21 protein-coding genes are annotated in these 24,699 nt (G+C 69.6%); 9 read left to right on the top strand and 12 right to left on the bottom strand.

Annotated features, from left to right (window positions below; genetic code table 11):
• Positions 1–100: 100 nt before the first annotated feature.
• Both ACQPXM_RS32280 and ACQPXM_RS32275 read right to left on the bottom strand, forming a co-directional pair.
• A complete protein-coding gene (locus ACQPXM_RS32280; RefSeq protein WP_432940746.1) occupies positions 101–2,146 on the bottom strand; it encodes an alpha/beta fold hydrolase in 2,046 nt (681 codons plus the stop codon).
• 13 nt (positions 2,147–2,159) lie between these two features.
• On the bottom strand, positions 2,160–3,233 hold the full coding sequence (locus tag ACQPXM_RS32275; protein WP_432940743.1) for a methyltransferase domain-containing protein: 1,074 nt from the start codon (positions 3,231–3,233) through the stop codon (positions 2,160–2,162).
• 155 nt (positions 3,234–3,388) lie between these two features.
• Between ACQPXM_RS32275 and ACQPXM_RS32270 the strand changes: the two genes are divergently transcribed.
• Complete coding sequence (locus tag ACQPXM_RS32270; protein WP_432940740.1) at positions 3,389–6,088, top strand: helix-turn-helix transcriptional regulator; 2,700 nt, start codon at positions 3,389–3,391, stop codon at positions 6,086–6,088.
• On the opposite strand, the gene ACQPXM_RS32265 is transcribed toward ACQPXM_RS32270, so the two are convergent.
• Positions 6,078–6,482, bottom strand: a complete 405-nt coding sequence (locus tag ACQPXM_RS32265) for an SRPBCC family protein (RefSeq protein ID WP_432940737.1) — start codon at positions 6,480–6,482, stop codon at positions 6,078–6,080. The two genes, ACQPXM_RS32270 and ACQPXM_RS32265, sit on opposite strands and share 11 nt — an antisense overlap.
• 80 nt (positions 6,483–6,562) lie before the next feature.
• Here ACQPXM_RS32265 and ACQPXM_RS32260 point away from each other — a divergent pair, with 80 nt between their 5' ends.
• The 3 genes from ACQPXM_RS32260 (at position 6,563) to ACQPXM_RS32250 (ending at position 9,721) form a co-directional block, all read left to right on the top strand.
• Complete coding sequence (locus tag ACQPXM_RS32260) at positions 6,563–7,747, top strand: cytochrome P450 family protein (RefSeq protein ID WP_432940733.1); 1,185 nt, start codon at positions 6,563–6,565, stop codon at positions 7,745–7,747.
• Positions 7,748–7,832: 85 nt separating this feature from the next.
• Positions 7,833–8,462, top strand: coding sequence for a DedA family protein (locus tag ACQPXM_RS32255; protein WP_432940730.1), 630 nt, complete (start codon positions 7,833–7,835; stop codon positions 8,460–8,462).
• 122 nt (positions 8,463–8,584) lie between these two features.
• Positions 8,585–9,721, top strand: coding sequence for a hypothetical protein (locus ACQPXM_RS32250; RefSeq protein ID WP_432940728.1), 1,137 nt, complete (start codon positions 8,585–8,587; stop codon positions 9,719–9,721).
• Here the strand turns inward: ACQPXM_RS32250 and ACQPXM_RS32245 are convergent.
• From ACQPXM_RS32245 to ACQPXM_RS32205, 9 genes are all read right to left on the bottom strand, one after another.
• A complete protein-coding gene (locus tag ACQPXM_RS32245) occupies positions 9,711–10,535 on the bottom strand; it encodes an acyltransferase domain-containing protein (protein WP_432940726.1) in 825 nt (274 codons plus the stop codon). The two genes, ACQPXM_RS32250 and ACQPXM_RS32245, sit on opposite strands and share 11 nt — an antisense overlap.
• A 73-nt stretch (positions 10,536–10,608) precedes the next feature.
• Positions 10,609–11,880, bottom strand: coding sequence for a phosphodiester glycosidase family protein (locus tag ACQPXM_RS32240; protein ID WP_432940723.1), 1,272 nt, complete (start codon positions 11,878–11,880; stop codon positions 10,609–10,611).
• 84 nt (positions 11,881–11,964) lie between these two features.
• Complete coding sequence (locus ACQPXM_RS32235) at positions 11,965–12,252, bottom strand: 4a-hydroxytetrahydrobiopterin dehydratase (protein ID WP_432940720.1); 288 nt, start codon at positions 12,250–12,252, stop codon at positions 11,965–11,967.
• A 10-nt stretch (positions 12,253–12,262) separates the two neighbouring features.
• Positions 12,263–13,684, bottom strand: a complete 1,422-nt coding sequence (locus tag ACQPXM_RS32230; protein WP_432940717.1) for an MFS transporter — start codon at positions 13,682–13,684, stop codon at positions 12,263–12,265.
• Positions 13,685–13,718: 34 nt separating this feature from the next.
• Positions 13,719–15,698 carry an ABC1 kinase family protein gene (locus ACQPXM_RS32225; RefSeq protein ID WP_432940715.1) on the bottom strand — a complete coding sequence of 660 codons (1,980 nt, stop codon included), beginning with the start codon at positions 15,696–15,698 and terminating at the stop codon, positions 13,719–13,721.
• Between the two features lie 121 nt (positions 15,699–15,819).
• Positions 15,820–16,569: a succinate dehydrogenase/fumarate reductase iron-sulfur subunit gene (locus ACQPXM_RS32220; protein WP_432940712.1), complete on the bottom strand. Its 750-nt coding sequence runs from the start codon at positions 16,567–16,569 to the stop codon at positions 15,820–15,822.
• A gap of 115 nt (positions 16,570–16,684) precedes the next feature.
• Entirely contained in the window at positions 16,685–18,562 is a 1,878-nt protein-coding gene (locus ACQPXM_RS32215) for a fumarate reductase/succinate dehydrogenase flavoprotein subunit (RefSeq protein WP_432940709.1), read from the bottom strand.
• Between the two features lie 18 nt (positions 18,563–18,580).
• Positions 18,581–19,369 (bottom strand): hypothetical protein, encoded by a 789-nt coding sequence (locus tag ACQPXM_RS32210; RefSeq protein WP_432940707.1) that lies wholly within the window; start codon positions 19,367–19,369, stop codon positions 18,581–18,583.
• Between the two features lie 11 nt (positions 19,370–19,380).
• Entirely contained in the window at positions 19,381–19,674 is a 294-nt protein-coding gene (locus ACQPXM_RS32205; RefSeq protein WP_432940705.1) for a hypothetical protein, read from the bottom strand.
• Between the two features lie 238 nt (positions 19,675–19,912).
• Between ACQPXM_RS32205 and ACQPXM_RS32200 the strand changes: the two genes are divergently transcribed.
• The 5 genes from ACQPXM_RS32200 (at position 19,913) to ACQPXM_RS32180 (ending at position 24,691) form a co-directional block, all read left to right on the top strand.
• Positions 19,913–20,305, top strand: coding sequence for a (deoxy)nucleoside triphosphate pyrophosphohydrolase (locus tag ACQPXM_RS32200; protein WP_432940703.1), 393 nt, complete (start codon positions 19,913–19,915; stop codon positions 20,303–20,305).
• 118 nt (positions 20,306–20,423) lie between these two features.
• The gene (locus ACQPXM_RS32195) at positions 20,424–21,470 is read left to right on the top strand and encodes an ABC transporter permease (protein WP_432940700.1); all 1,047 of its coding nucleotides are present in this window, start codon (positions 20,424–20,426) and stop codon (positions 21,468–21,470) included.
• Positions 21,471–21,478: 8 nt separating this feature from the next.
• A complete protein-coding gene (locus ACQPXM_RS32190) occupies positions 21,479–22,480 on the top strand; it encodes an ABC transporter permease (RefSeq protein ID WP_432940697.1) in 1,002 nt (333 codons plus the stop codon).
• Between the two features lie 49 nt (positions 22,481–22,529).
• Positions 22,530–23,603, top strand: coding sequence for an ABC transporter ATP-binding protein (locus tag ACQPXM_RS32185; protein WP_432940694.1), 1,074 nt, complete (start codon positions 22,530–22,532; stop codon positions 23,601–23,603).
• A 23-nt stretch (positions 23,604–23,626) separates the two neighbouring features.
• Entirely contained in the window at positions 23,627–24,691 is a 1,065-nt protein-coding gene (locus ACQPXM_RS32180) for an ABC transporter ATP-binding protein (RefSeq protein ID WP_432940691.1), read from the top strand.
• Positions 24,692–24,699 lie beyond the last annotated feature (8 nt).

The following is a 24,699-nucleotide window of genomic DNA, read 5'->3' as shown; positions in this document are numbered from 1 at the left end:
TTCACGCCGTAAACCGTTGAGGCCGAGCTGTGATCAGACCTGGAAATTTAGCGCTACAAATGACAATCGGAATCGACTACCACTTTTGCCGGCTCCCGGATCAGAGCAGGTCGGCGAGCAGGTGAGCGGCCCGGGAGGCGCCGTCGGTGGGCACCGCGAGGTAGTCGACCGGATCGGTCAGCGCCTTCGCGACGGCTTCGGCGAGGCGATCGGGCTGGGCCGCCTCGGAGTACTCGAGGCGGTGCCCGGCACGGTGACGGTCGAGGCGGGCGGTGACGTGGAAGTTCTGCTCGAAGTGGTGCTGGAGCGGGATGTAGACGAACGGGACGCGCTGGGCGGTTAGTTCCATGCAGGTGGTCAGGCCGCCCTGGGTGATCGCTACGTCGGCCTTGCCGAGCTCCAGATGAAGGTCAGGAAGGTAGCCGTGCACCCGTACGCCGGGCAGGTGCGGCAGCGACGCCGGGTCGATGCGCGGACCGGTGACGACGTCGAACTCGATACCAGGGATCAGGCGCTGAAGAGCCGGTACGGCGTCGAGGACTCGATGCAACAAGCTGGTCCCGACGCCCGAACCACCGACCGTCACCAGGCAGCGCGGTGGCCCCGCAGCCGGCCGCGAGCCAGCCGGCTCGAAGCCCGTGATGTACCCCGTGAAGGTGTAGTTCTGCTGGGTCCACTCGCGGATGTCCGGTAGGCCGGGGCCGAAGGATTCCTCGACCACGTCCTCCGGATCGCCGACGAACAACGAGCAGTCCCGCAGCCGCCGATACCGCGAGCGTTGCGCCAGCATCTCCGCGTTGTAGTCGGCGGTCAGGGCGGCCTCGTCCGGACCGCCGTCAGGCATCGGGAGCCAGCCGACGAAGTCGGTCAGCCAGGCGTAGGCGAAGCGTTTCAGTTCCGGGTTCTCGTGCAGGAAGTAGTCGACCTCCCAGGCCTCGTCGCCGATCACCAGGTCGTAGTGCCGGTCCTCGACCACGTCGGTGAAGGTGAGGAAGTTCGCGACCAGGATCTCGTCCATCCGACGAACCGCCTGGAACGCGTGCAGGTCGTGTTCGCCTGCCTCGAACTCCACGTGCGCCGACTCGCTGAGCAGCCAGTCCGACGCCGGGTGCACGACCTCACCCGCGTCGGCCAGCACGCGCGTCACGGGATGCTGCGCGAGCCACTCGATCTCCACGTCCGGCTGCACCGTTCGCAACTCCCGCGCGATCGCGAGATCCCGGCGAGCATGACCGAGCCCGATGGGCGACGACAGGTAAAGCACCCGCCGCGCACGCCGAGCCGCACGCACCCACGTACGGCGTACCGGCTGCGGCATCACCTGCGACACAAACTGGCGAAGCAGATGATTCACGACCACCGGATCGCGCGCATGCGGCGCATGCCCGCCGCCGACGACCGTGACGAGCGACCCGCCGGTCAGCTCGGCGAGCCGAGCCCCCTCGGCCGGCGGGCGGATCTGATCGTCCGACCCGTGCACGATCAGCACCGGACACGTCAGGTCGGCGAACCGCGCCGGATCCAGATGCTGCGACCGCGCGGCCTCCGTGTCGACCAGCAGCGACGGGCTGATCTCGTGCGCCCACCCGATCCCGTCCTCGATCTGCTTGCTGGAGTGCGGTTCCGGGAACATCCGGTCGAAGAAGAAGGTCAGGAAGTCGTCGTACCCGCCTTCGACCCAGTGGTACCGGTTGTACTTCGCCCAGCCCTCGCTCGTCTGGTGCCGCTCGTGCCACGTCCACCGGGTGCGTTCCTCGAGCATCGGCGTCAGCCGGGTCGCCGACCCGATGCAGACCACCCCCAGCACCCGCGAGGGCTGCCGCAACGCGACCTCCAGCGCCCACGGGCAGCCGCGGGAGAACCCGACCAGCACGCAGTACGGCGTACTGGTCGCGTCCAGCACCGCGATCGTGTCGGCGACGAACTCGGCGTCCGCGTACGCCGCCGCCCCGGTCGGCTTGTCCGACGCGCCCGAGCCGCGGCCGTCGAACGTGATCACCCGGAAATGCCTGGCCAGGTAGGGCACCTGGGCCTTCCAGCACCGGGAGGGCACGAGCGACCAGGTCGGCAGCAGGACCAGCGTCGGGCCTTCGCCCTCGACGCGGTAGTGGATCGTCACGCCGTTGCGGGTGACCGTGCCCTCCATGGTGCTCACTGTCTCAGGGGCGGACTTCGTAGACCAGGTTGAACGGCGTCTGCGCCGCGACCCGGAACCGGGTGAAACCGGCCGCGGTCGTCACGTCGCGGATCCGCGCCGGACCGGCCTGGGTGCCGAGCCCGAGCCCGACCTCCTGCGACAGCGACGCCGGCGTGCACAGCAGGGTGGAGAAGCCGTAGTACGCGCGGCCGACCGGGTTCAGGTTGTCCTCGACGTGGTCGCCGGCCATCGGCTCGACCACCATCCAGGTGCCGTCCGGGGCGAGCGACTCGCGCACCTGGCGGGCGGCGCCGACCGGGTCGCCCATGTCGTGCAGGGCGTCGAACGTGGTCACCAGGTCGTAGTTCTCACCGCCGTACGACGTGGCGCCGGCGACCTCGAACTCGGCCTCGACGCCCGCCTCGGCGGCACGCTTCCGGGCGGTCGCGATCGACTCGGGATGGTAGTCGGAGCCGCGGAAGGTGGACCGCGGAAACGCCTGGGCCATCAAGATCGTCGAGGCGCCGTGGCCGCAGCCGATGTCGGCGACCTTCGCACCGCGCTGCAGTTTGTCCACGACTCCGTCGAGCGCGGGCAGCCAGCTGTCGACGAGGTTCGCGTGGTAGCTGGGACGGAAGAAACGCTCGCAGCCGAGGTGGACGTCGGAGTCGTGCTCGTGCCAGCCGATCCCGGCGCCGCTGCGGGCCGCGTCGACCATCCGGTCGGTGTCCTGCACGGTGCCGAGCGCGATCTGGAAGAAGCCGGGCAGGAACGCCGGGCTGTTCTCGTCGGTGAGCGCGACGGTCTGCTCGGGCGGCAGCGTGTACCGCCCGGTGGCCGGGTCGTAGGTGACGAAACCGCCGGCTGCCTGGGCGTTCAGCCACTCGCGGACGTACCGCTCGTGGGTGCCGGTGCGGTCGGCCAGCTCGGCCGGAGTGAGCCCGCCGGCGCCGGCCAGTGTGCGGTAGAAGCCGAGCTTGTCACCCATCACGACGAGTGCCGCGTTGAGTGTCGCGCCGACCTCGCCGACGGCCTGGAACACGAACTGCATGAGCTTGTCGCCGTCGACGGTGACGGGCTGGTCGATGGTGGTCATGACTTCCCTCCCTGGGACAACTTGTCTGCGCCGACGCTAGGAGCGGGCGATCGGCCATCGCATCAGGTGGGCCCCCTGGTCCCGGCGCCCCAGGGCGTGTTGATCAACTCCCTGCGTGCTGCAGGGAATTGATCAACACGTCCTAGACTCCGAAGATGCTGATCGGGCGGGAGGCCGAGCGGCGGGCGATCGGGCGGTTGGTCGCGGGGGCGCGGGTGGGCACCAGTGGGGTGCTGCTGATCACCGGGGAGCCGGGGATCGGCAAGACCGCCCTCCTGGACCAGGCCGCGGCCGAGTCCGCCGGCTGCCGCCTGCTCCGGGCGCGAGGAACCGAGACCGAACACGAGGTGCCGTTCGGTGGGCTGCTGCAGTTGCTCCGTCCGGCGTTGGGTGAGCTGGACCGGATCCCTTCCCCACAACGGGATGCCTTGGCCGCGGCGCTGGCGCTGACCACCACCACTGATCCCGCCGGCCGGTTCGCCGTGGGCGCGGCGACACTCAGCTTGCTGTGCCGGTACGCCGAGCAGGCACCCGTGGCGGTCCTGGTCGACGACGCGCAGTGGATCGACCGGCCGTCGGCGGAGGCGTTGGTGTTCGCGGCCCGCCGGTTGGTTGCGGATCCGATCGTGCTGGTGGTGGCGGCGCGGGCCGGGGAGACGCATCCGTTGGCGGAGGCAGACCTGCCGCTGCTGCGGCTCGACGGACTCGGGCTCGACGACGCGCGCGAACTGGTCGGCCGGCGTACGACGGACGTGGCGCAGGTGCATCGGATGGTGGCCGGGAACCCGTTGGCCCTGCTGGAACTGACCCGCGAACCGAACCGGCTGCAGCGCGTCCCGCCCGGCGCTCCGATCCCGGTCCCGCGCCTGCTGGCCGAGGCCTTCGCCGCGCAGGCGCACCGCTTGAGCGAGCCGGCTCGCATCGCCTTGCTGGTGGCGGCTTCCGACGACGGCGAGCTCGGCGTGGTCGCCCGTGTGTGCGAGCAGCTCGGCGTGGAGGTCGGCGCGCTGGGGGAGCCGGAGCAAGCCGGGCTCGTCCGGATCGTCGACGGGCGGGTGGAGTTCCGGCATCCGTTGGTCCGCTCGTCCGTGTACGCCGACGCGGCGCCGGCCGTACGCCGTACCGTCCACCAGGCGATGGCCGGTGTGCTGGCCGACCACGACCGGCGGATCTGGCATCGGTCCGAAGCCGTGCTCGGGTCGGACAGCGACGTCGCGGCCGGATTGGAGGTCGTCGCCGGGCACGCGGTCGAGCGGGGTGCGCACGCGGTCGCGGCGACGGCGTTCGAGCGAGCAGCACGGCTGACCGGCGACGCGTCCGAGCAAGGCCGCCGATTGGTCGCGGCGGGGGAGGCGGCCTGGTTCGCCGGCTTGCCGGACCGGGCCGAGGCGCTGCTCGTGGATGCGCTGCGCCGGGACCTCTCGCCCGCGGTCGGCCTCCGCGCCCAGGAGTTGCGCGGCGACATCGCCGTCAGGTGCGGGTCGCCCGGCCAGGCCCGCGACATCCTCCTGGCAGCAGCCGCGAGCGCCGACGACCTGCCGACCCGGATCCGGCTGCTGAGCGACGTCGTGAATGCCTGCTTCCACGTCGGGGACACCAGGACAGCCCTGCGCGTCGCCGAGGACCTCGACGCGATTCTGCCGGACGTCGACCCGCCGGAGAGCCGGCTGCTCGGCCTCCTCGCGAGTGGGGTGGCCCGCGTGCTGGCCGGCCGAGGCGGCAGTGACCAGATCCGTACGGCGGTCGCGCTCTCAGGAGCAACGGGACATACCGGAACGCCGACGCTCGACCCGCGTCACCAGGTCTGGGTCGTCCTGGCACCGCTGTTCCTGCGGGAGCGCGACGCCGGTCGCGAGGTCATCGAGCAGGTCCTGCGCGACAGCCGGGACGGCGTCGCGCTCGGTCTGCTGCCGGGAGTGCTGTTCCACTTGGCGAGGGATCAGGCGACCACCGATCGCTGGGCGGACGCGGCCACGTCGTACGACGAGGCGATCCGGTTGTCGCGCGAGACCGGGCAGACCACCCAGTTGGCGATCAACCTCGCGGGTCAGGCGTGGCTGTCCGCACGCCGGGGCCGGGCCGACGAGTGCCGGGCGCAAGCCGCCGAGGCGATCGCGATCTGCACCGACCGGGAGATCCGGCTCGGGCTCGCCTGGGCGTCGTTCGCGCTGGGCGATCTCGCGCTGGGCCGGGGCGAGCCGGCTGCCGCGCTCGCGCCGTACGAGAGGTTGGTGGAGTTGCTCGCGACCGGTGGCATGCTCGATCCGGATCTGTCGCCGGCGCCTGAGCTGGTGGAGATCTATCTGCGTCTCGGCCGTACTCAGGACGCTGTGGCGACGGCCGACGCGTTCGCTGAGCGGGCCGCCCGCAAGGGTCTGCCCTGGTCGCTGGCTCGGGCGGCCCGAGTGCGCGGTCTGGTCGGCGACGACGAGGGCGCGTTCGCCGAGGCGCTGATCTTGCACGAGCGGACGCCCGATCTCTTCGAGACAGCCCGCACCCAACTGGTCTACGGCTCCTGGCTCCGCCGGGTACGACGCCGCGTCGACGCGCGCGTCCAGCTGCGCTCGGCCGTCCAGCTCTTCGACCAGTTGGGAGCTCCGACCTGGGCCGACCAAGCCGCGGCCGAGCTGAACGCCACCGGCGAAACCGCACGCCGGCGCGAGCCAAGCAGCGCCGACGACCTCACGCCTCAGGAACGCCAGGTCGCGCAACTCCTGGCCGCCGGTCACAGCACGCGCGAAGCCGCCGCCAAACTCTTCCTCAGCCCGAAGACGGTCGAGTACCACCTCCGCAAGGTCTACACGAAGCTCGGCATCCACAGCCGCGCCGAGCTCGCGGTCGAGCTCACCGACTGAGCAGCTGCTCCAGCCGGTCGATCGTCGGCTCCCACGCCTGCAAGTGGTTGGCGGCCTCCTCGGCGCTGCCGAAGCCGGTGTGCACCAGCAGCATCCGCGTACCCTCACCGGCGTCGCTCAGCTCGATCGACACCGTCGACGGTCCGTCGTCGTCCTCGTCCCACTTCCAGTCGAAGACCAGCCGGTGGGGTGGATCCACCTCCCTGTACGTCCCCCGGACGACGTGCGGTCCCATCGCCACCACGTACGCCCCACCGACCTCGACCTCGGCATCGACCGTGAGGTCGAGCGCGGGATTGGGGCAGTACCAGTGCCGCATCGTGTCGGCCCGCGTCCACGCGGCGTACACGGTGCTCACCGGTGCCTTCAGCACCCGCTCGATCCGGACGTCCATCCAGCTCCCTCCGCCAGGTGGGGCCGACTCCATCAGTTGGCCGCGGCGCCGGTCAACCCCGCGGAACGTACGGTGGTGAGGTGACGTCGCCATTCACCGAGACCAGCGGCCAGGCTCGATTCAAGGGCTTCGCGGAGTTGGCCGCCCAGGGCCCGTTGCAGTACCTGACCTTGTTCACCGGAGTGCCGGTCTGGCTGGTCACCGGGTACGCCGAGGCGCGGGCCCTGCTGGCCCATCCGGACGTCGTCCGGTCGCCGCTGGACGGGCCGCACCGCGACCACGTGTTCGACAGCCTGGTGAACTCGATGGACCGGCATATGCTCAACGCCAATCCGCCCGACCACACCCGGCTGCGCAAGCTCGTGTCGGGGGCGTTCACGCGCCGGCGGATCGAGCTGCTGGAGCCGCGGATCCGGGAGATCGCGGCCGGGCTGCTCGACGACATGGCCGCCGCGGACGGGCCGGTCGATCTGGTCAACGCCTACAGCTATCCGCTGCCGATCACCGTCATCTCCGAACTGCTCGGCATCCCGGCGATCCGCCGCGACGACTTCCGCCGCTGGTCCTCGGTGGTGGTGAACGCGTCCGTGCACCCGCCGGAGGTGTACGTCGAGAGCGCGCTGGCGATGGTCGGGTTCATCCACGAGCTGATCGAGGACCGCCGGGTGGCCGCGCCGTCCGACGATCTGCTCTCCGCGCTGATCGCGGCCCGCGACGGCGGCGACCGATTGAGCACCGACGAGCTCACCTCGATGGTCTTCCTGCTGCTCGCCGCCGGCCACGAGACCACGGTCAGCCTGATCACCAACGGCGTGCACGCGCTGCTCACCCATCCCGACCAGCTCGCGCTGCTCAAGACCGAGCCCGAGCGGCTCCCGGCCGCCGTCGAGGAGCTGATCCGGTACGACGGCCCGCTGCAGGCCGCGATCCCGTACGTCGCGGCGGCGCCGATCGAGATCGCCGGGCGGACGATCCGGACCGGCGAGGTGATCGTGTTCGCGCTGACCGCCGCCAACCGTGACGACGCGCGGTTCGGGGACGGGGCCGGACTCGACCTCACCCGGACCGAGAACCAGCACCTCGGCTTCGGTCACGGCATCCACCACTGCCTCGGCGCGCCGCTGGCCCGGCTCGAGGGCCGGATCGCGCTCGGCCTGCTGTTCGACCGGTTCCCCGACCTGCGGCTGGCCGAGCCGGGCGCGGATCCGCACCGCAATCCGGGCCTGTTGATGAACGGCATTTCCGCGCTGCCGGTGCTGCTGTGAACACCTGGTGAATTCCTCGCCGAACGAGCCGAATCACAGCGCTGGGATTGGGAGCGCCTTGACACCGGATGGCATGCTCGGGGGCGTGACAGAGTTGATGGAGGCCGCCCGAGAGCTGCTCAGCATCGCGATGGCCTCGCATTGGCTGCTGCTCGTCCTGTTCCTCGCGGCCTTGATCGACGCCGTGTTCCCGGTGGTCCCGAGCGAGGGACTGATCGTCACCGCCGGGATGGCCGCCGCGGCCGGCCACCAGAACCTGCTGCTCGTGATCGTGCTGGCGATGGTCGGCTCGGTGATCGGGGAGTGCGTCTGCTACTTCCTGGGCCGCGGCTCCGGGCCCGCCCTGCGCCGCTGGATGCGCCGCCGCGACGCCCGCCAGGCGATGTACGAGAAGGTCAGTACGGCGCTGCACACCCGCGGCGGGCTGATCCTGATGACGGTCCGCTACATCCCCGGCGCCCGGATGGTCGCCACGCTGACCGCCGGCGCCACGGCGTACTCGTTCCGCAAGTTCGTGCTGTTCACCGCGGCCGGGGTGACCGTCGCGTACACCTACGTCGCGCTGCTCGGCTACCTCGGCGGTGACGCGTTCGCGCACGATTCGCTGAAGGCGCTCGCGTTCAGCCTGGGGCTGGCCTTCACGATCGGTCTGGTGCTGGAGACGACCCGGCGGATCGTCGCGCGCCGCAAGGCCGTCAGGGTCGCGGCCGAGTAACGAAGTATCGGACGCTTCCGACCCGGCCGCGTGTCCTTGGCCAACCGGATCACCGGATCATGCGTCAGTAGGGGTATGACGGGGGCGCGTAACTGGGGAACGGTCCGGACCGTGGTCGAGGCATGCTGAGGCGCCGGCGACTGATCGCAGCGACAATTGTGGTGGCGGGACTGGCCGCCGGGTGCGCGGACGTCGCGCCGCAGGCCTCGTCCGGCCCGCCCGGAACCTCACCGTCCGGTACGCCGACGGCGACGCCGAGCGAGCCCGACCCGACCACGACGCTCTCGCCGAGGGTCAAGCCGCCGTCCGCCGCGCCGGTGACCAGGTCCTTCCCGGCCAAGCTGCCGAACGGCAAACCACCGCTGTTCGTGGTTGTCTCGTTCGACGGTGCCGGTGATCTCGCGCTCTGGTCGCACTGGCGCCGGGTCGCCCGGCAGGTCGACGCGCGGATGACGTTTTTCCTGTCCGGCCCGTACCTGTATCCCGAGGCGCGCAAGACCGACTACAAGCCGCCGTACCACAAGCCCGGCGCGTCCGACATCGGCTGGGCCGTGCCGGACAACGCGGTCAAACGGGCCACCGTGCTGCGCCAGGCGATTGCCGAGGGCCACGAGATCGGCACCCACGCGAACGGCCACTTCTGCGGCGCGAACGGGATCCAGCGCTGGTCGGTCGCGCAGTGGAAGGCGGAGTTCGACGCCTTCGACACGATGGTCGAGACCGGGCCTTCGCTGGCCGCCGGGAAGCCGCTCGCGGCGCCTTTCGATCCGTCGACGGTCAAGGGCTTGCGCACACCGTGCCTGGAGGGCAAGCGCCCGGCGTACCGGCAGGTGATGCGGCAGCGCGGCATGCTGTACGACGCCTCCGAGCCCGGCTACATCGCCTGGCCGAAGAAGAAGGACGGCGTCTGGGACCTCCCGCTGCAGTCGGTCGAACTGGCCGGGACAGGCAAGAGCACGCTGACGATGGACTACAACCTCTGGTACAGCCAGACCAAAGCCCGCAAGGCGCCGCTCGCGCATGCGCCGAAGCTGAAGGCCCAGGTGCTGGCGACGTACCGGCAGGCGCTGGCCCGGTCGCGCGCGGGCAACAACCCGCCGTTGTTCCTCGGCAACCACTTCAACCGGTGGAACAACAGCGTCTACTCCGACTCGCTGACGACCTTCGTCCAGGAGACCTGCAAGCAGCCCGACGTGCGCTGCGTCAGCAACGTCGAGCTGATCGCCTGGCTGACCAAGTACGGCGTCCCTAAAGGCTGAGGTGACCGAAGGCGGTCTGCCACGTCCCGCCGGCCTTGATCCGCTCGACGATCAGCCGCTGCAGCGCGGTGTCCTGCGGGAACTCGTCCAGCTTGCCGAGGTCGTGGCTGCGGAAGGTGAAGAAGATCGCGCTGTCCTGGGAGTCCCGCGGTTCGCCGTACGGGGTGAAGCGGCGGCCGAAGCGGACCATGTTCGACTCCTGCGGCAGGTGGTCGAGCAGGTAGGGGTCGATCAGCCAGGAGTCGAGCGTCGCGGTCCGCACCGGCTGGTCGGGGAAGTGCTCGGCGAAAAACGCGCGGGCCTGGCCGAAACTGTCGTCGACGGCCTCGGGCGTCAGCGGCCCGGTCTCGGGGATGTGCACGCCGAGCACCCACTCACCGGGGTCGACTCCCGGTACGGCCTTGCCGGCGGGAGGCTGGTGGAGCTGGAACTGCAGCCGGCCGAGCGCGTACAGCGTGCCGGTCCAGTACGTCGTGACCCACCAATGCGTCTCCAGCCCGAACGTCCCGTGGGTCCGCCGGTGCACCTTCAACTGCTGACCGAGATCGGCCAGGCTGGCCCAGCTGATCTCGTCGCTGATCCCGCGCTCCTGGTGGAAGCGACGGATGTCCGGCAGCGTCTCCAGGTACGCCGCCAGCGAGGCCATCGGGTCCTCGGGAGCCGTCAGCTCGCCCTCTACCGGGGACCGGTCGATCGCCTTCCGCAGCTGCGCCGCGAAGTCGGCGACCTGGACCGGGTCGACGTCCAGCTTCTCGGTCTCGGCCTGGTCCTCGGCACTGAATCCCAGCAGGCGGTACTCGTCAGCAGTTGTCACGCGTCCAGCATGTCAGATCTTCACGGCGTACCGTCTCCGGCCGGTGCCGACTGCCACCGGCCGGAGCGCGGGGTCAGCGCTGGTACTTCGCGTCGACGTACACCAGGGCGTCGCCAACGGCACGTTCGGCACCGGCCGGGTGGTTGACCAGGGCACCGTTGACGGCCATCGCGGTGGAGCCGCCACCGTCGAGGTTCATCGCGTTGTGCAGGCCGAGCGCCTTGGCCAGGGCGGCGGACTCGGCCATCGTGGTGCCGACACTCGTGGTCTGCCGGCCGTCGACGGTGACGAACACGAGCTTGCCGTCCTTGGTGGTGCCGGCGATGGTCCGCGGGTTGCGGTCGTTGAAGCTGCCGCCGGTCGGCTGCTCGACGACCTTGCCGTCGCGGACCAGCAGGCCGCGGCCGGTGACGCCGTACAGGCTGTTGCGCAGGGCAACCTTCTTGCCCTGCTCGTCCCGGACGGCCAGCGTGGTGCTGACGCAACCGCCGGCCAGGGTCTGGAAGAGGGCGACGGTGTCGTGGCCGGTGGCCTGCACCGAGGTCTGGCCGGCGGTCAGCGCCGTGCCGCGGGTGGTGGCGGTGCGCACGACGCAGCCACGCTGGTCGAGCACGACCTCGATCCCGGCACCGGCCGGCGTCGAGGCGGCGAACTCGGGCGTGAACAGTACGACGTCACCGGCGGCGGTGCAGTCGGTCTGGTCGGCCAGCGTCGCGCAGGCGGCGGGCACGACCGGCGGGTGGTTGACAAACTCCAGCGGCAGCACGGCCTCGGTCTTCTTGTTCTTGAGGCTGCCGGTCCAGCTGAGGTGCCCGATCAGCGCCTTGCTGGTCTTCGCGTCGATCACGAAGTTCGTCTCGGCCGGGTCGGTCAGCGGCTCGCTCAGCAGCTTGCCGCCGAAGATGCCCAGGCCGACCGGGTCACCGGGGTACTGCTGGCTGGCGGTGAAGGTGAAGAACGAAGCGTTCACGCCCGCCAGCGCGCCGGCGCCGCGGACCAGGTCCGTGGTCTTCTCGGTCCGAGCCAGATCCGGGCCGTACGTCGCCTTGACGTGGCCCTTGGCCTCGTCGGGGTCGACGGTGAGCACCTGGATCGACCACGGGCCGCGGGTGGTGGTGTTGATCTGGTCCGCCGGCGCCGGCTCGGTGCCGCGCACGATGCGGGTCAGGCTGACCCCGTCGGTCAGGGTCTGCGAACTGCGGGTCTCGGTGAGGTTCTGGTCGCCCAGCGGCAGCGTGAGGCCACCGGCGGCGCTGGCGCCGGCCGGGGCGATGCTGAGACCGGCGATCGCGGCCAGCAGCACAGCACCGGCCGCGGCGACGCGCGGTCGTACGGAAGAAGTCATGTCGTGGACTCAACTCGACCGGGAGGAAACTTTCGGCCGATCTAGTTGACCGGTGAGCAACTACCGCATGACGGTTCGGGGGCGTCAGGCCGCCGCGGTGTCGATGTGCCGGGCGAGCACCAGGTCGTCGTCGGTGATGCCACCGGCGTCGTGGCTGGAGACGCGGAAGGTGATCGTGGTGTAGCGGATGTCGATGTCGGGGTGGTGGTTCATCGACTCGGCCAGCTGGGCGACCGTGGCCACCAGCCGGATCCCGTCCAGGAAGCTGTCCTTCCGCACGCTGCGCACCAGCGCGTTGTCCGCCACCTTCCACTCCGGAAGCAGGTCGCGGATCGCCGCGTCGATCTGATCGTCGGTCAGCAGCTCAGCCATGCGGCACACTCTAGCGCTGTCCGCGCGGCACTCTGGCCGAGGTGAGCAGGGCGGCCAGCGCCAGGGCGGCGGACGTGGTGATGATGGCACCGAAGACCCAGCCGGTCGGGTGGTCGGCGTTGACGGCGAGCAGAGTGCCGAAGAGTGCGAAGACGGCGGCGATGCTCATCGTGCCGGCCATCTGGGCGGCGCTGCTGTTGCGGCCGGAGTTCGTCGCGTCGGACAGGTCGAGGGTGAGGACCGAGACGCTGGACGAGTTGAGGCCCATGCCGATGCCGGCGATCGCCCAGCAGATCAGGCCGGGCCAGGTGGTGGAGGTCCACGCCAGCAGCGACGTTCCGGTGATGCCGAGGGTCATCAAGGCCAGGCCGGTGCGCAGGACGGTCAGTCGTGCGAGGCCGTGGTCGCGGCCTTGCAGCCAGGAGCCGAGCGCCCAGCTGACGCCGGTGATCGACAAGGTGACGCCCGCGCGCGACGGGCTGAAGTCGTGCAGCAGCGTGAGGAGCAGGGGGAGGTAAGCGCCGGCGCCGGCGAACGCCGCACCGCCGAGCCCGCGGACGGCGACGACCGCTGGGAAGCCGCGCCGGGCGGCGAACGTGCCGGCCGGCATCACCCGGACGGCGGCGACGCCGAGCACGAGCAGGCTGACCGGGATCGCCACCCAGGCTGTCGTCGGATGCGCCTCGAGTTGGTCACCGGCCCAGCTGAGAACGAAGAGCGCCACCGAGGCAGCGAGTGCCCAGGGCAACAAATCCCGCGCGTCGGCGCCACGCTCGGGAGCGGGATCGACCGGACCGGTCGTGGTGGGCGTCTCGGGGGCGCTCGCGTCGGCCGGAGTCCTCAGCATCCGCAGCGCCGGACGCAGGCAGAGCCAGCTCGGGACCAGCAGCAGCAACGCGCCGAGGAACACCCAGCGCCACCCGACCTGCTCGGTCACCAGACCGGTCAGCACCGGACCGACCACCGAGGGCAGGATCCACATCGCGGCGAACAGTGAGAACATCCGCGGCCGCAGGGCAGCGGGAAGCGCTCGCGCGACCAGGACCATCAGTGCGACGTCCAGCAGTCCTTCGGCGAAGCCGCTCAGCAGCCGGCCGCCGATCACCATCGGCATCGACTGCGCCGTACCGACCAGGAGTTGCGCCAGCGCGAACGTGATCGCGCCCGCCCGCAACGCGGCGACCGGGCCGCGCCGGTCCGCCCACAACCCGGCGATCGCGAGCGACACCAGGTACGACGCGTTCGGCGCCGCGTTCGCGAGCCCGAAACTGCCGAGCGCGTCGAACTCGCGCACCATCGTCGGCAGCGCCGTACCGACCGCGCGGTTCTCGAACGCGGCCAGCGTGACCAGGCCGACCACGCCCAGCACGAGCGCGAGGTGCTCGCGGCCGAACAACCGGGGCGGGGCGTGCACTGCTTGCTCCGAAGACATGCGCCCGATCCTCAATGCTCAAGCCCGCTTGAAGTCAAGTGCGTTGTGCCTCGGGCAGCCGGAAGATCAGTACCAGGACCCGGAGGACCAGAACCGCGCAGATCACCAGCAGGTTGTAGCCGAACAGCTGGAACAGCGTCATCGTCTCGGTCACCCGCGGGCCGCCCGGCGTACCGAGCAGGAGGACGGCCATCACACCGGCGGTCGCGCCGAGAATCGCGAGCAGCGCCTGGTGCAGCATCGCGGTGACGTGCCGCCGGTCGCGTTCGTCGGCGAACAGGCGGACGTTCAGGCCGAGCCGGCCCGACTCTGCGGCCGCGGCGATCCGGTCGATGCGGCGGGGGAGCCGGCGCAGCATCGGCAGCAGCGTGGCGAGCTCCTCGGTCGCCGTACGGCGGAGGGCGTCGGGAGCGAGCCGGTCCGTCACGTGCGCGGTGGCGAACTGGCGGGAGGCGGCGATCAGGTCGAAGCCGGGGGACAGCCGCGAGATCGTGCCCTCGATCGTGGCCAGGGCGCGGAAGACGGCCGCGACCTCGGGCGGGACGCCGAGCCCGTGTGCGGTGATGATGCGGAACAGGTCGTTGAACAGGGCCGGACCGAGCGCGGCGCCCGCACCGAGATGCCGGGCCATGAACTGGCCGACCGCGCGTTCGAGCGCGTGCTCGTCGACGACGTCCGGCCGGTCGACGATCTCCAGCAGCGCGTCCGTGGCGGAGACCGGGTCACCGTGGTCGACGCCGAGCAGGAACCGCTGCAACGCCTCACGCGTGGACGGATCGAGGCGGCCGACCGAGCCGAGGTCGAGCATGCCGAGCCGGCCGTCGGCGAGCAACATGAAATTGCCCGGGTGCGGGTCCGCGTGGAACACGCCGTCGATCGCGACCTGGCTGAGCAAGCAGTCGAACAGCACCCGCGCCAGCCGCGCGCCGTCCTGTCCCCGCTCGGCCAGTACGGCGGCCGCGTTGCCCAGCCCGACGCCGTCGAGCCGTTGCATGGTGAGCACCCGGTGGGTCGACAACCGCGGATACAACTCCGGTACGACGACGTCGGCGTTCGCGGCAACCGCCCGGCCGGCCGCGACGGTGGCCATGTTGCTCGCCTCGACGGTGAAGTCGAGCTCCTCCATCATCGCGTCGGCGAATCCCTCGGCCAGCGCGCGCACACCCATCGACCGGCCCCAGTCGGTGTTGCGCTCGAGCATCCGGGCCAGCCGGCGCACGATGTCGAGGTCGCGCTGGACCAGGGCGGTGATGCCCGGGCGCTGGACCTTCACGACGACGTCCGCGCCGGTGTCGGCCAGGCGGGCGGTGTAGACCTGCGCGACCGACGCGGCGGCGAGCGGCTCGGTGCTGAACTCGGCGAAGATCTGGTGCGGGTGGGCGCCGAGCTCCTCGGTGAGCGCCAGCTCGACCTCCGGCCAGGGAGCGGGGGAGACCTGGTCCTGCAGGCGGCTGAGCTCGGCCGCGACCGACGCGGGGATCACGTCACTGCGGGTGGACAGCACCTGGCCGAGCTTGACGAACGTGACTCCGGCTTCGTCCAGCGCCAGGCGCAGCGATCGGGCCAGGTCGGCCTGACCGGCGGCGTCCTCGCGCCCGGGACGACGGCGGCCGCGCAGGTACGGGCCGAGACCACGGCGTACGGCGATGCGCAGGATCTGCAGGTACCGGCGGGTGCGGGAGATCCGCCCGCCGACGTCGCGGCGCAGATCCCGCACCCGCGGCAACGAGCCGGTCGGGACGAGCGCCTCGGACAACACGAGAAAGATCAGCCCGGTGAGCATCGAGCAGATCGCGGTCAGCCCCAGGTACGCCGCGGCGGCGCCGGTCGAACCGGTCCAGGGCAGCGGGCCGACCAGGGCGTTCATCACCGGGCTGAAGATCACCAGCGTGAGGAACGCGCCGATCGCCAGCCGGCCCAGCCCGAACCGCACTCCGAGCAGGCGTTGGGACACCGGCACGAAGATCACCATGAAGATGACGAGGTTGACCAGACCGATCAGCAGGACGTCCATGCCGAGCACCCTAGAAGAGACAACGTGGCGAATGTCTCACCCGCGCAGGTGAAGAAGGTCCCCCACAAGAGTGAACCGCCCCCGAGCCGGCGGGCTCGGGGGCGGTTCACGGTCGATCAGGTCAGGCGCGGCGGCGGATCTTGTTGCCGAGCCAGACGATCGGGTCGTACTTGCGGTCGGCGACGCGCTCCTTCATCGGGATCAGCGCGTTGTCGGTGATCTTGATGTGCTCGGGGCAGACCTCGGTGCAGCACTTGGTGATGTTGCAGAAGCCGAGCCCGTGCTCCTCCTGGGCCGCCTTCTGCCGGTCGGCCGCGTCCAGCGGGTGCATGTCCAGCTCGGCGATCCGCATCAGGAACCGCGGGCCGGAGAAGGACTCCTTGTTCTCCTCGTGGTCACGGATCACGTGGCAGGTGTCCTGGCACAGGAAGCACTCGATGCACTTGCGGAACTCCTGCGAGCGCTCGACGTCGACCTGCTGCATCCGGTACTCACCGGGCTTGAGGTCGGCCGGCGGCGTGAAGGCCGGCACCTCACGCGCCTTGGTGTAGTTGTACGACACGTCGGTGACCAGGTCGCGCAGCACCGGGAACGTGCGCATCGGCGTGACGGTGACGACCTCGTCCTCGGCGAACGTGTTCATCCGGCACATGCACATCAGCTTCGGCTTGCCGTTGATCTCCGCGCTGCACGAACCGCACTTGCCGGCCTTGCAGTTCCACCGGACCGCGAGATCCGGCGTCTGCGTGGCCTGCAGGCGGTGGATGACGTCGAGCACGACCTCACCCTCGTTGACCTCGACCTCGTAGTCCTGCAGGTCGCCGCCCTCGGCGTCACCCCGCCAGACCCGGAACTTGCCTTTGTACGTCATGAGGCCTCCCGGCCTGGACTGAGGAGTGGAAGGAGCGAAGCGACTGGAGCGACGAGGGAAGGCCGGGAGTTGGGCCTCATGACCCGCCGTGCCGGAGGCGCGGCCAAAAGCAGAGTCATGCCGGCAATTCCTCCTCGGTCAGGTACTTCTTCAGCTCGTCCAGCTCGAACAGCTCGAGCAGGTCGTCCCGCATCGGGATCTGATCCTTCTTCGACACGTCCACGCTGCCGTCGGCGTTCAGCCGGCAGACCAGCAGCAGCTTGCGCCACTCCGCGTCCATGCCCGGGAAGTCGTCGCGGGTGTGACCGCCGCGGGACTCCTCGCGCTCCAGCGCCGCCTTGGCCACGCACTCCGACACGGTCAGCATGTTGCGCAGGTCCAGCGCCAGGTGCCAGCCCGGGTTGAACTGCCGGTGCCCCTCGACGGTCATCTTCGCGATCCGGCCGCGGAATTCGGCCAGCCGCGACAGCGCCTGCTCCATCTCCTCGGCCTTGCGGATGATGCCGACCAGGTCGTTCATCGACTGCTGCAGTTCCTGGTGGATGGTGTACGGGTTCTCGCCACCCTCCAGCTCGAACGGCGCCAGCGCCTCGGCCGCCGCCGCGTCGATGTCGGCCTCGGAGATCTTCGGCCGGTTCGCACCGAGCGAGTCCAGGTACATCGCCGCGCCCATACCGGCCCGCCGGCCGAACACCAGCAGGTCGGACAGCGAGTTGCCGCCCAGCCGGTTCGAGCCGTGCATGCCGCCGGCAACTTCCCCGGCCGCGAACAGCCCTGGTACGACGGACGACGCGGTGTCCGGATCGACCTCGACGCCACCCATCACGTAGTGACAGGTCGGTCCGACCTCCATCGGCTCGGCCGTGATGTCGACGTCGGCGAGCTCCTTGAACTGGTGGTGCATCGACGGCAGCCGGCGCTTGATCTCCTCGGCCGGCAGCCGCGTCGACACGTCCAGGAAGACCCCGCCGTGCGGCGTACCGCGACCGGCCTTGACCTCGGAGTTGATCGCGCGGGCGACCTCGTCCCGAGGCAGCAGCTCCGGTGGGCGCCGGTTGTTGTCGGCGTCCTTGTACCAGCGGTCGGCCTCTTCCTCGGTGTCCGCGTACTGCGCCCGGAACACGTCCGGCACGTAGTCGAACATGAACCGCTTGCCCTCGGAGTTGCGCAGCACGCCGCCGTCACCGCGGACCGACTCGGTGACCAGGATGCCCTTCACCGACGGCGGCCAGACCATGCCGGTCGGGTGGAACTGGATGAACTCCATGTTGATCAGCGTCGCGCCGGCCCGCATCGCCAGCGCATGCCCGTCACCGGTGTACTCCCAGGAGTTCGAGGTGACCTTGAACGACTTGCCGACGCCGCCCGTGGCCAGGATCACCGCGGGCGCGTCGAACAGGATGAACCGGCCCGACTCACGCCAGTAGCCGAAGGCACCGGAAATCGCGTCGCCGTCCTTGAGCAACTCGGTCACCGTGCACTCGGCGTACACCTTGAGGTTGGCCTCGTAGTCGCCGGTGGCCTGGAAGTCCTCCTGCTGCAGGGAAACGATCTTCTGCTGCAGGGTGCGGATCAGCTCCAGCCCGGTCCGGTCGCCGACGTGCGCGAGCCGCGGGTAGGAGTGGCCGCCGAAGTTGCGCTGGCTGATCCGGCCGTCCGGCGTACGGTCGAACAGGGCGCCGTAGGTCTCCAGCTCCCAGACCCGGTCGGGGGCTTCCTGCGCGTGCAGTTCGGCCATCCGCCAGTTGTTCAGGAACTTGCCGCCGCGCATCGTGTCGCGGTAGTGGACCTGCCAGTTGTCGTTGGAGTTCGCGTTGCCCATCGCCGCCGCGCAGCCGCCCTCGGCCATCACGGTGTGCGCCTTGCCGAACAGCGACTTGCACACGATCGCGGTGCGCTTGCCCTGCTCGCGGGCCTCGATCGCCGCCCGCAGCCCGGCGCCGCCGGCACCGATCACGACGACGTCGTAGGAGTGTCGTTCCAGCTCAGTCATAAGGTCACAACGTCCGTATCAGTTGATGAAGCGCAGGTCGGAGAACCAGCCGGCCGACAGCGCCATGATGTAGAAGTCGGTGAGGATCACGGTGAACAGCGAGATCATCGCGAACGTGCCGTGCTTGGGGTTCAGCTTCGACACGAAGGTCCAGTACCGGTAGCGCAGCGGGTGCTTGGAGAAGTTCTTCAGCCGGCCGCCGACGATGTGCCGGCAGGCGTGGCAGGACAACGTGTACAGCCACAGGAAGACCAGGTTGATCCAGATGATCAGCGTGCCCAGGCCGATGCCGAAGCCGCCGTCCTCGCCGTGGAAGGCGAGCACCCCGTCGTACACGTTGAGCACGCCGAAGATCAGCGCGCCGTAGAAGAAGTAGCGGTGCAGGTTCAGCGCGACCAGCGGGAACTTGCGCTCACCGGTGTAGCTCTTGTGCGGCTCCGGTACGGCGCAGGCCGCCGGCGCGAAGAACAGCGAGCGGTAGCCGGCCTTGCGGTAGTAGTAACAAGTCCCGCGGAACCCGGCCAGCACCGCGAAGGTGATGATGCTGAACGGGATCACCCGCGGGAACTCGCCGAACCAGGTGCCCAGGTGACTCGATCCCGGCACGCACGACTCGGTGATACAGGGCGAGTACAGGGGAGTGAGGTAGTGGTGCGCGTCGACCCAGTACCACTTGTTCATGAAGATCCGGACCGTCGCGTAGACGACGAAGAAGGCCAGGATCACGCCGATCCGCAGCGGCGCCAGCCACCAGCGGTCGGTCCGCAACGTCTTCTGCCCGATCGACGCACGACCGGGACTGTTCACACCAATGGACATCAGGGCGCGCGCCGGTCCGGTGCTCCGAAGCCTTCGTGCTCCGCGCCTGTCCACATGGACGCGTCATACTCCACGTCGGGGATCTCCTCGAGTTCCTCCGGAACTGGTCCGGTTCTGTGCCGTGGGTCGGGCGGGCCGAGCTCCGCGAGGTCGTCGCTCAACCGGGCCACGTCGGACACCAGCCGGCGGATGCCGAGGGTGTCGCCGTACTCCTGGCTGAGCTTGCCGACGCACCCGTGCAACGCTTCGAGTGCGCGCTGCACAGCGGCCACGCTGCTGCTGCCGTCGCCCATTCCGACTCCAGTAATGGTTTTGTCGCTGTCAGTATGGGCACACTTTGCCCCCGCTCGGCGCACAACGGAAGACCCGTCGGTACGGCGTGTTTCTAGTTAGGTTGCCCTTTCTTGCCGACCGCGCCCGAGGTGGAGTAAAGGGACGTGTCCCGCCTTCAGTACAACGCGATTCCGGCCGCTGTGTCCTGTTTGTGCGCGCCCTGGCCACGGATCCCGGATCGGCTGGCACAGTCACCCCATGAACAGACAGGTGGTCGTCGGAGTGGCGATCGTGAACGACGGGCGGGTGCTGGCCGCGTTGCGGCCGGGCGCCGAGGGCGGGTGGGAGTTTCCGGGCGGCAAGGTCGAGCCGGGGGAGTCCGACCAGGCCGCCGCCGTCCGCGAGATCGAGGAGGAACTCGGCGTGCGGATCACCGTCGGTTCAGCGCTGGACGGTGAACAACCCATTGGGGACAAATACGTCTTGCGCGTCTACCTGGCCGAACTGGCCGGTCACGACTGGTCACCGACCCTGCGCGAGCACGCCGAGATCCGCTGGGTGCGCGCCGCTGACCTGCGAACTCTCAACTGGCTGCCCGCGGACCAGCCGTTTCTCGCCACGCTGCGTGACCGACTGGTGGCTGCTGAGTGATCAGTCACGATTCAGCGACAGGCTGGCCCGTCCCGTGGCGTCCACACTGCGAGATTTGTAGGGTTCCGGCCAGGCCGCGAAAGACATTTCGCTCGACCGGGAAGGCTTGGGGAAACACATGACTCTGGGAGCAACCGAAGCTTCCCCGCCCGACGGCGGACTCCCCGCTGATCACATCGCCGAGACGGCCGAGGCGAAGCAGATCGAAGGCCGCTCGCTCGGGCAGATCGCCTGGGCCCGGCTGAAGAAGGACAAGGTCGCACTGATCAGCGCGATCATCATCCTGCTGATCATCGCGATGGCAGTGCTGGCGCCGCTGATCGTGAAGATCTCCGGCTTCCCGCCGGACCAGCCCAACTTCAAGGACAGCAACGGCAACGACCTGCTGGACAACTCGCTGGGCGGTATCCCCGCCGGTGGTCTGTTCGGCAGCGGGATGAGCTCCGAGCACTGGCTCGGCGTCGAGCCGCAGAACGGCCGCGACGTGTTCGCCCGGCTCGTGTACGGCGCCCGCGCGTCGCTGCTGGTCGCCCTCGGTGGAACCGTCGTCGCGGTCGTACTCGGCACCGTCGTCGGCATGGTGGCCGGCTACTTCCGCGGCTGGGTCGACGCGGTGCTCAGCCGGGTGATGGACATCCTGCTCAGCTTCCCGACTCTGCTGTTCATCCTGGCGCTGACGCCGGTGATCGCCGACCGGGCCCAGTCCACCTTCGGCATCCCGGACAACAACACCCTGCGGATGGGCGTGCTGATCTTCGTGCTCGGCTTCTTCGGCTGGGCCTACCTGGCCCGGATCGTGCGCGGCCAGACGCTGTCGATCCGCGAGCGCGAGTTCATCGACGCGGCCCGATCCCTCGGCGCCGGCCCGGGCTACGTGATCTTCCGGCAGATCCTGCCGAACCTGATCCCGACCCTGCTGGTCTACGCGACGCTGATCATCCCGACCTACATCACCGCCGAGGCCGCGCTGTCCTTCCTCGGCGTCGGCGTCAAGGAGCCGACCGCGTCCTGGGGCCGGATGATCTCCGACGCCTCGAACTGGTACGAGGGCAACCCGCTCTACCTCTTCTTCCCTGGCGCGATGCTGTTCATCACAGTGCTCGCCTTCAACCTGTTGGGTGACTCGGTGCGCGACGCGCTCGACCCGCGAGCCGGACGGAGCTGACCGAAGCCGTGTTCAACTACATCGTCCGCCGTCTGCTGCAGATGGTGCTGATCCTGTTCGCGATCAGTGCGATCACCTTCTTCCTCTTCTGGGCGACGCCCGCCAACCCGGCCTTGCTGATCTGTGGCAAGGACTGCAACACCGAGCGGATCGCCGAGGTCAACGCGTCGTACGGGTTCGACGACCCGCTGATCGTGCAGTACGGCCGGTACATGAGCGGCCTGGTCAACCCGAGCGGGCGCGAGCTCGGCACCGAGGGTTCCCAGGAGCACTGCTCGTGGCCGTGCCTGGATCGTTCGCTGCAGAACGGTCTGCAGGTCACCGACTCGATCGCCGACGCGATCGGCCCGACGTTCTGGCTGGCCACCGGGGCCGCCGTCCTCTGGCTGGTCTCCGGCGTGCTGCTGGGGTTGCTGGCGGCACTACGCAAGGGCAAGTGGCTCGACAAACTCAGTGTCGGATTGGCGTTGTTCGGTGTTTCGTTCCCAACGCTGGTCCTGGGCTATCTGCTGGTGTTCGTTTTCATCGTGAAGGGCGGAGTGCTGCCCTATCCGGACCAGGCGAACTCCAGTCCGTCGGCCGGGCTGGTGCCGTTCTTCCAGTTCTACATCCTGCCCTGGGTGACGCTGGCGCTGGTGAACGCCGCCCTCTACACGCGGCTCACCCGGGCCAACATGATCGACACGATGAACGAGGACTTCATCCGCACCGCCCGGGCCAAGGGCCTGGGCGAGCGGCAGGTGGTCTTCAAGCACGGCCTGCGCGCCGCCCTGACCCCGATCGTGACGATCTTCGGACTCGACCTGGGCGCCCTGCTCGGCGGTGCGGTGATCACCGAGCGGATCTTCAGCATCCAGGGCCTGGGCAAGCTGTCGATCGACTCGGTGCTCGGCAACGACCTGCCGGTGGTGATGGGCGTCGTCCTGGTCGCCGCGTTCTTCGTGGTCTTCGCCAACATCGTGGTCGACGTGCTGTACGCCTTCATCGACCCCCGGGTCCGGCTCTCATGAGCAGGCACGTGAACAGCACCGACCCCAGCATCCGGATGGAGCCGACACTGTGAGCACGACCGCATCCACCGAGCCGGCGCGGCCGTCCGGCGCGCGGGACGCCAGCGCGTTCCTCGAGGTCCGCGACCTGCACGTGCGCTTCCCCACCGACGACGGCCTGGTCCGCGCGGTCAACGGGCTGAGCTTCTCGCTCGCGCCCGGTGAGACGCTCGGCATCGTCGGCGAGTCCGGCTCGGGCAAGAGCGTCACCAGCCTGGCGATCATGGGCCTGCACAAGGGCAGCCGGGCCCAGGTCGAGGGTGAGATCTGGCTGGACGGCGACGAGCTGGTCTCGATGCGCGTCGAGGAGATGCGCCGGCTGCGCGGCAACAAGCTCTCGATGATCTTCCAGGACCCGCTGTCGGCGATGCATCCCTTCTACCGGATCGGCGACCAGTTGGTCGAGGCGTACCTGGTGCACAACGACGTGTCCAAGGCGGTCGCCAAGAAGCGGGCGGTCGACATGCTGGACCGGGTCGGCATCCCGTCGCCGGCCAGCCGCTACCACGACTACCCGCACCAGTTCTCCGGCGGGATGCGGCAGCGCGCGATGATCGCGATGGCGCTGATGTGCGACCCACGGCTGCTGATCGCCGACGAGCCGACCACCGCGCTCGACGTCACCGTGCAGGCCCAGATCCTGGACCTGATGAACGATCTGCAGAAGGAGTTCAACTCCGCGATCATCATCATCACCCACGACCTGGGCGTGGTCGCCCAGATGGCCCAGAAGCTCGTGGTGATGTACGGCGGCCGGGTGGTCGAGGCCGGCGACGTCCGCGACATCTTCTACCGGCCCGAGCACCCCTACACCTGGGGCCTGCTGGGCTCGATCCCGCGGATCACCGGCGGCGGCGACCGGCTGAAGTCGATCAAGGGCGCACCGCCCTCGCTGATCAACCTGCCGACCGGCTGCCCGTTCCACCCGCGCTGCGACTTCCGCGACAAGGTGCCCGGCGACGCCTGCGTCACCGAGGTACCGGAACTGCTGCAGATCGGCGCCACCCCGCACGCGGCCCGCTGCCACATCCCGAGCCCGGAGCGGCAGCGGTTGTTCACCGAGCAGATCAAGCCGGCCCTGTGAGCCTGGCCAGTCGAGGAGACGACGTGACCACCACCTCCATCCCGAAGTCGACCGGGCGGGCGACGGCGTTCTCCGGGCGCACCAGCCCGGTCCGCGGCGAGGTGCTGCTCGAGGTCGAGGGCCTGCAGCGGCACTTCCCGGTCACCCAGGGCATCGTCTTCCAGCGCCAGACCGGCGCGGTCAAGGCGGTCGACGGGATCGACTTCCAGCTGATCGCCGGTGAGACGCTCGGTCTGGTCGGCGAGTCCGGCTGCGGCAAGTCGACCACCGGGCGGCTCGTCACCCGCCTGGACGAGCCGACCGGCGGCAAGATCACCTTCCAGGGTGCGGACATCACGCACCTGAACCGGCGCCAGATGCGGCCGTTCCGGCGCGACGTGCAGATCATCTTCCAGGACCCGTTCTCCTCGCTGAACCCGCGGCAGACGGTCGGCACGATCATCGCCGCGCCGTTCGACATCCAGGGCATCAAGTCCGAGGGCGGCACCAAGAAGGCGGTCCAGGACCTGATGGCCCGGGTGGGCCTGAACCCCGAGCACTACAACCGCTATCCGCACGAGTTCTCCGGCGGTCAGCGGCAGCGGATCGGCATCGCCCGCGCGCTGGCGCTGCGGCCGAAGCTGATCGTCTGCGACGAGCCGGTGTCGGCGCTCGACGTGTCGATCCAGGCCCAGGTGGTGAACCTGCTGGACGACCTGCAGGACGAGTTCGACCTGACCTACCTGTTCGTCGCGCACGACCTGTCGGTGGTCCGGCACATCTCCGACCGGGTGGCGGTGATGTACCTGGGCAAGATCGTCGAGATCGCGGCCCGGGACGAGTTGTACAACCACTCCCGGCACCCCTACACCCACGCCCTGCTGTCGGCCGTTCCCGAGCCCGATCCCGACGCGGTCAAGCGCCGCGAGCGGATCCGGCTGACCGGTGACGTGCCCAGCCCCCTGAATCCGCCGACCGGGTGCCGGTTCCGCACTCGCTGCTGGAAGGCGCAGGACGTTTGCGCCGAGCAGGAGCCGCCACTGGTCCAGATCGGAGCCCCCGGCCACTCGGCCGCCTGTCACTTCCCGGAGGAACGCGACGTCGTCTGACAGACACA

Source organism: Kribbella sp. CA-253562 (genome assembly GCF_050942265.1).
GTDB lineage: Bacteria > Actinomycetota > Actinomycetes > Propionibacteriales > Kribbellaceae > Kribbella.
Note: the sequence above shows the minus strand (reverse complement) of the source record. Positions and strands in the feature narration are given on the sequence as shown.

Bases quoted from the DNA above. Each gene is read 5' to 3' on its own strand.
- ACQPXM_RS32280 (WP_432940746.1), bottom strand. From the start codon at position 2,146: ATGGAGGGCACGGTCACCCGCAACGGCGTGACGATCCACTACCGCGTC.
- ACQPXM_RS32275 (WP_432940743.1), bottom strand. From the start codon at position 3,233: ATGACCACCATCGACCAGCCCGTCACCGTCGACGGCGACAAGCTCATG.
- ACQPXM_RS32270 (WP_432940740.1), top strand. From the start codon at position 3,389: ATGCTGATCGGGCGGGAGGCCGAGCGGCGGGCGATCGGGCGGTTGGTC.
- ACQPXM_RS32265 (WP_432940737.1), bottom strand. From the start codon at position 6,482: ATGGACGTCCGGATCGAGCGGGTGCTGAAGGCACCGGTGAGCACCGTG.
- ACQPXM_RS32250 (WP_432940728.1), top strand. From the start codon at position 8,585: ATGCTGAGGCGCCGGCGACTGATCGCAGCGACAATTGTGGTGGCGGGA.
- ACQPXM_RS32240 (WP_432940723.1), bottom strand. From the start codon at position 11,880: ATGACTTCTTCCGTACGACCGCGCGTCGCCGCGGCCGGTGCTGTGCTG.
- ACQPXM_RS32235 (WP_432940720.1), bottom strand. From the start codon at position 12,252: ATGGCTGAGCTGCTGACCGACGATCAGATCGACGCGGCGATCCGCGAC.
- ACQPXM_RS32230 (WP_432940717.1), bottom strand. From the start codon at position 13,684: ATGTCTTCGGAGCAAGCAGTGCACGCCCCGCCCCGGTTGTTCGGCCGC.
- ACQPXM_RS32225 (WP_432940715.1), bottom strand. From the start codon at position 15,698: ATGGACGTCCTGCTGATCGGTCTGGTCAACCTCGTCATCTTCATGGTG.
- ACQPXM_RS32220 (WP_432940712.1), bottom strand. From the start codon at position 16,569: ATGACGTACAAAGGCAAGTTCCGGGTCTGGCGGGGTGACGCCGAGGGC.
- ACQPXM_RS32215 (WP_432940709.1), bottom strand. From the start codon at position 18,562: ATGACTGAGCTGGAACGACACTCCTACGACGTCGTCGTGATCGGTGCC.
- ACQPXM_RS32205 (WP_432940705.1), bottom strand. From the start codon at position 19,674: ATGGGCGACGGCAGCAGCAGCGTGGCCGCTGTGCAGCGCGCACTCGAA.
- ACQPXM_RS32200 (WP_432940703.1), top strand. From the start codon at position 19,913: ATGAACAGACAGGTGGTCGTCGGAGTGGCGATCGTGAACGACGGGCGG.
- ACQPXM_RS32195 (WP_432940700.1), top strand. From the start codon at position 20,424: ATGACTCTGGGAGCAACCGAAGCTTCCCCGCCCGACGGCGGACTCCCC.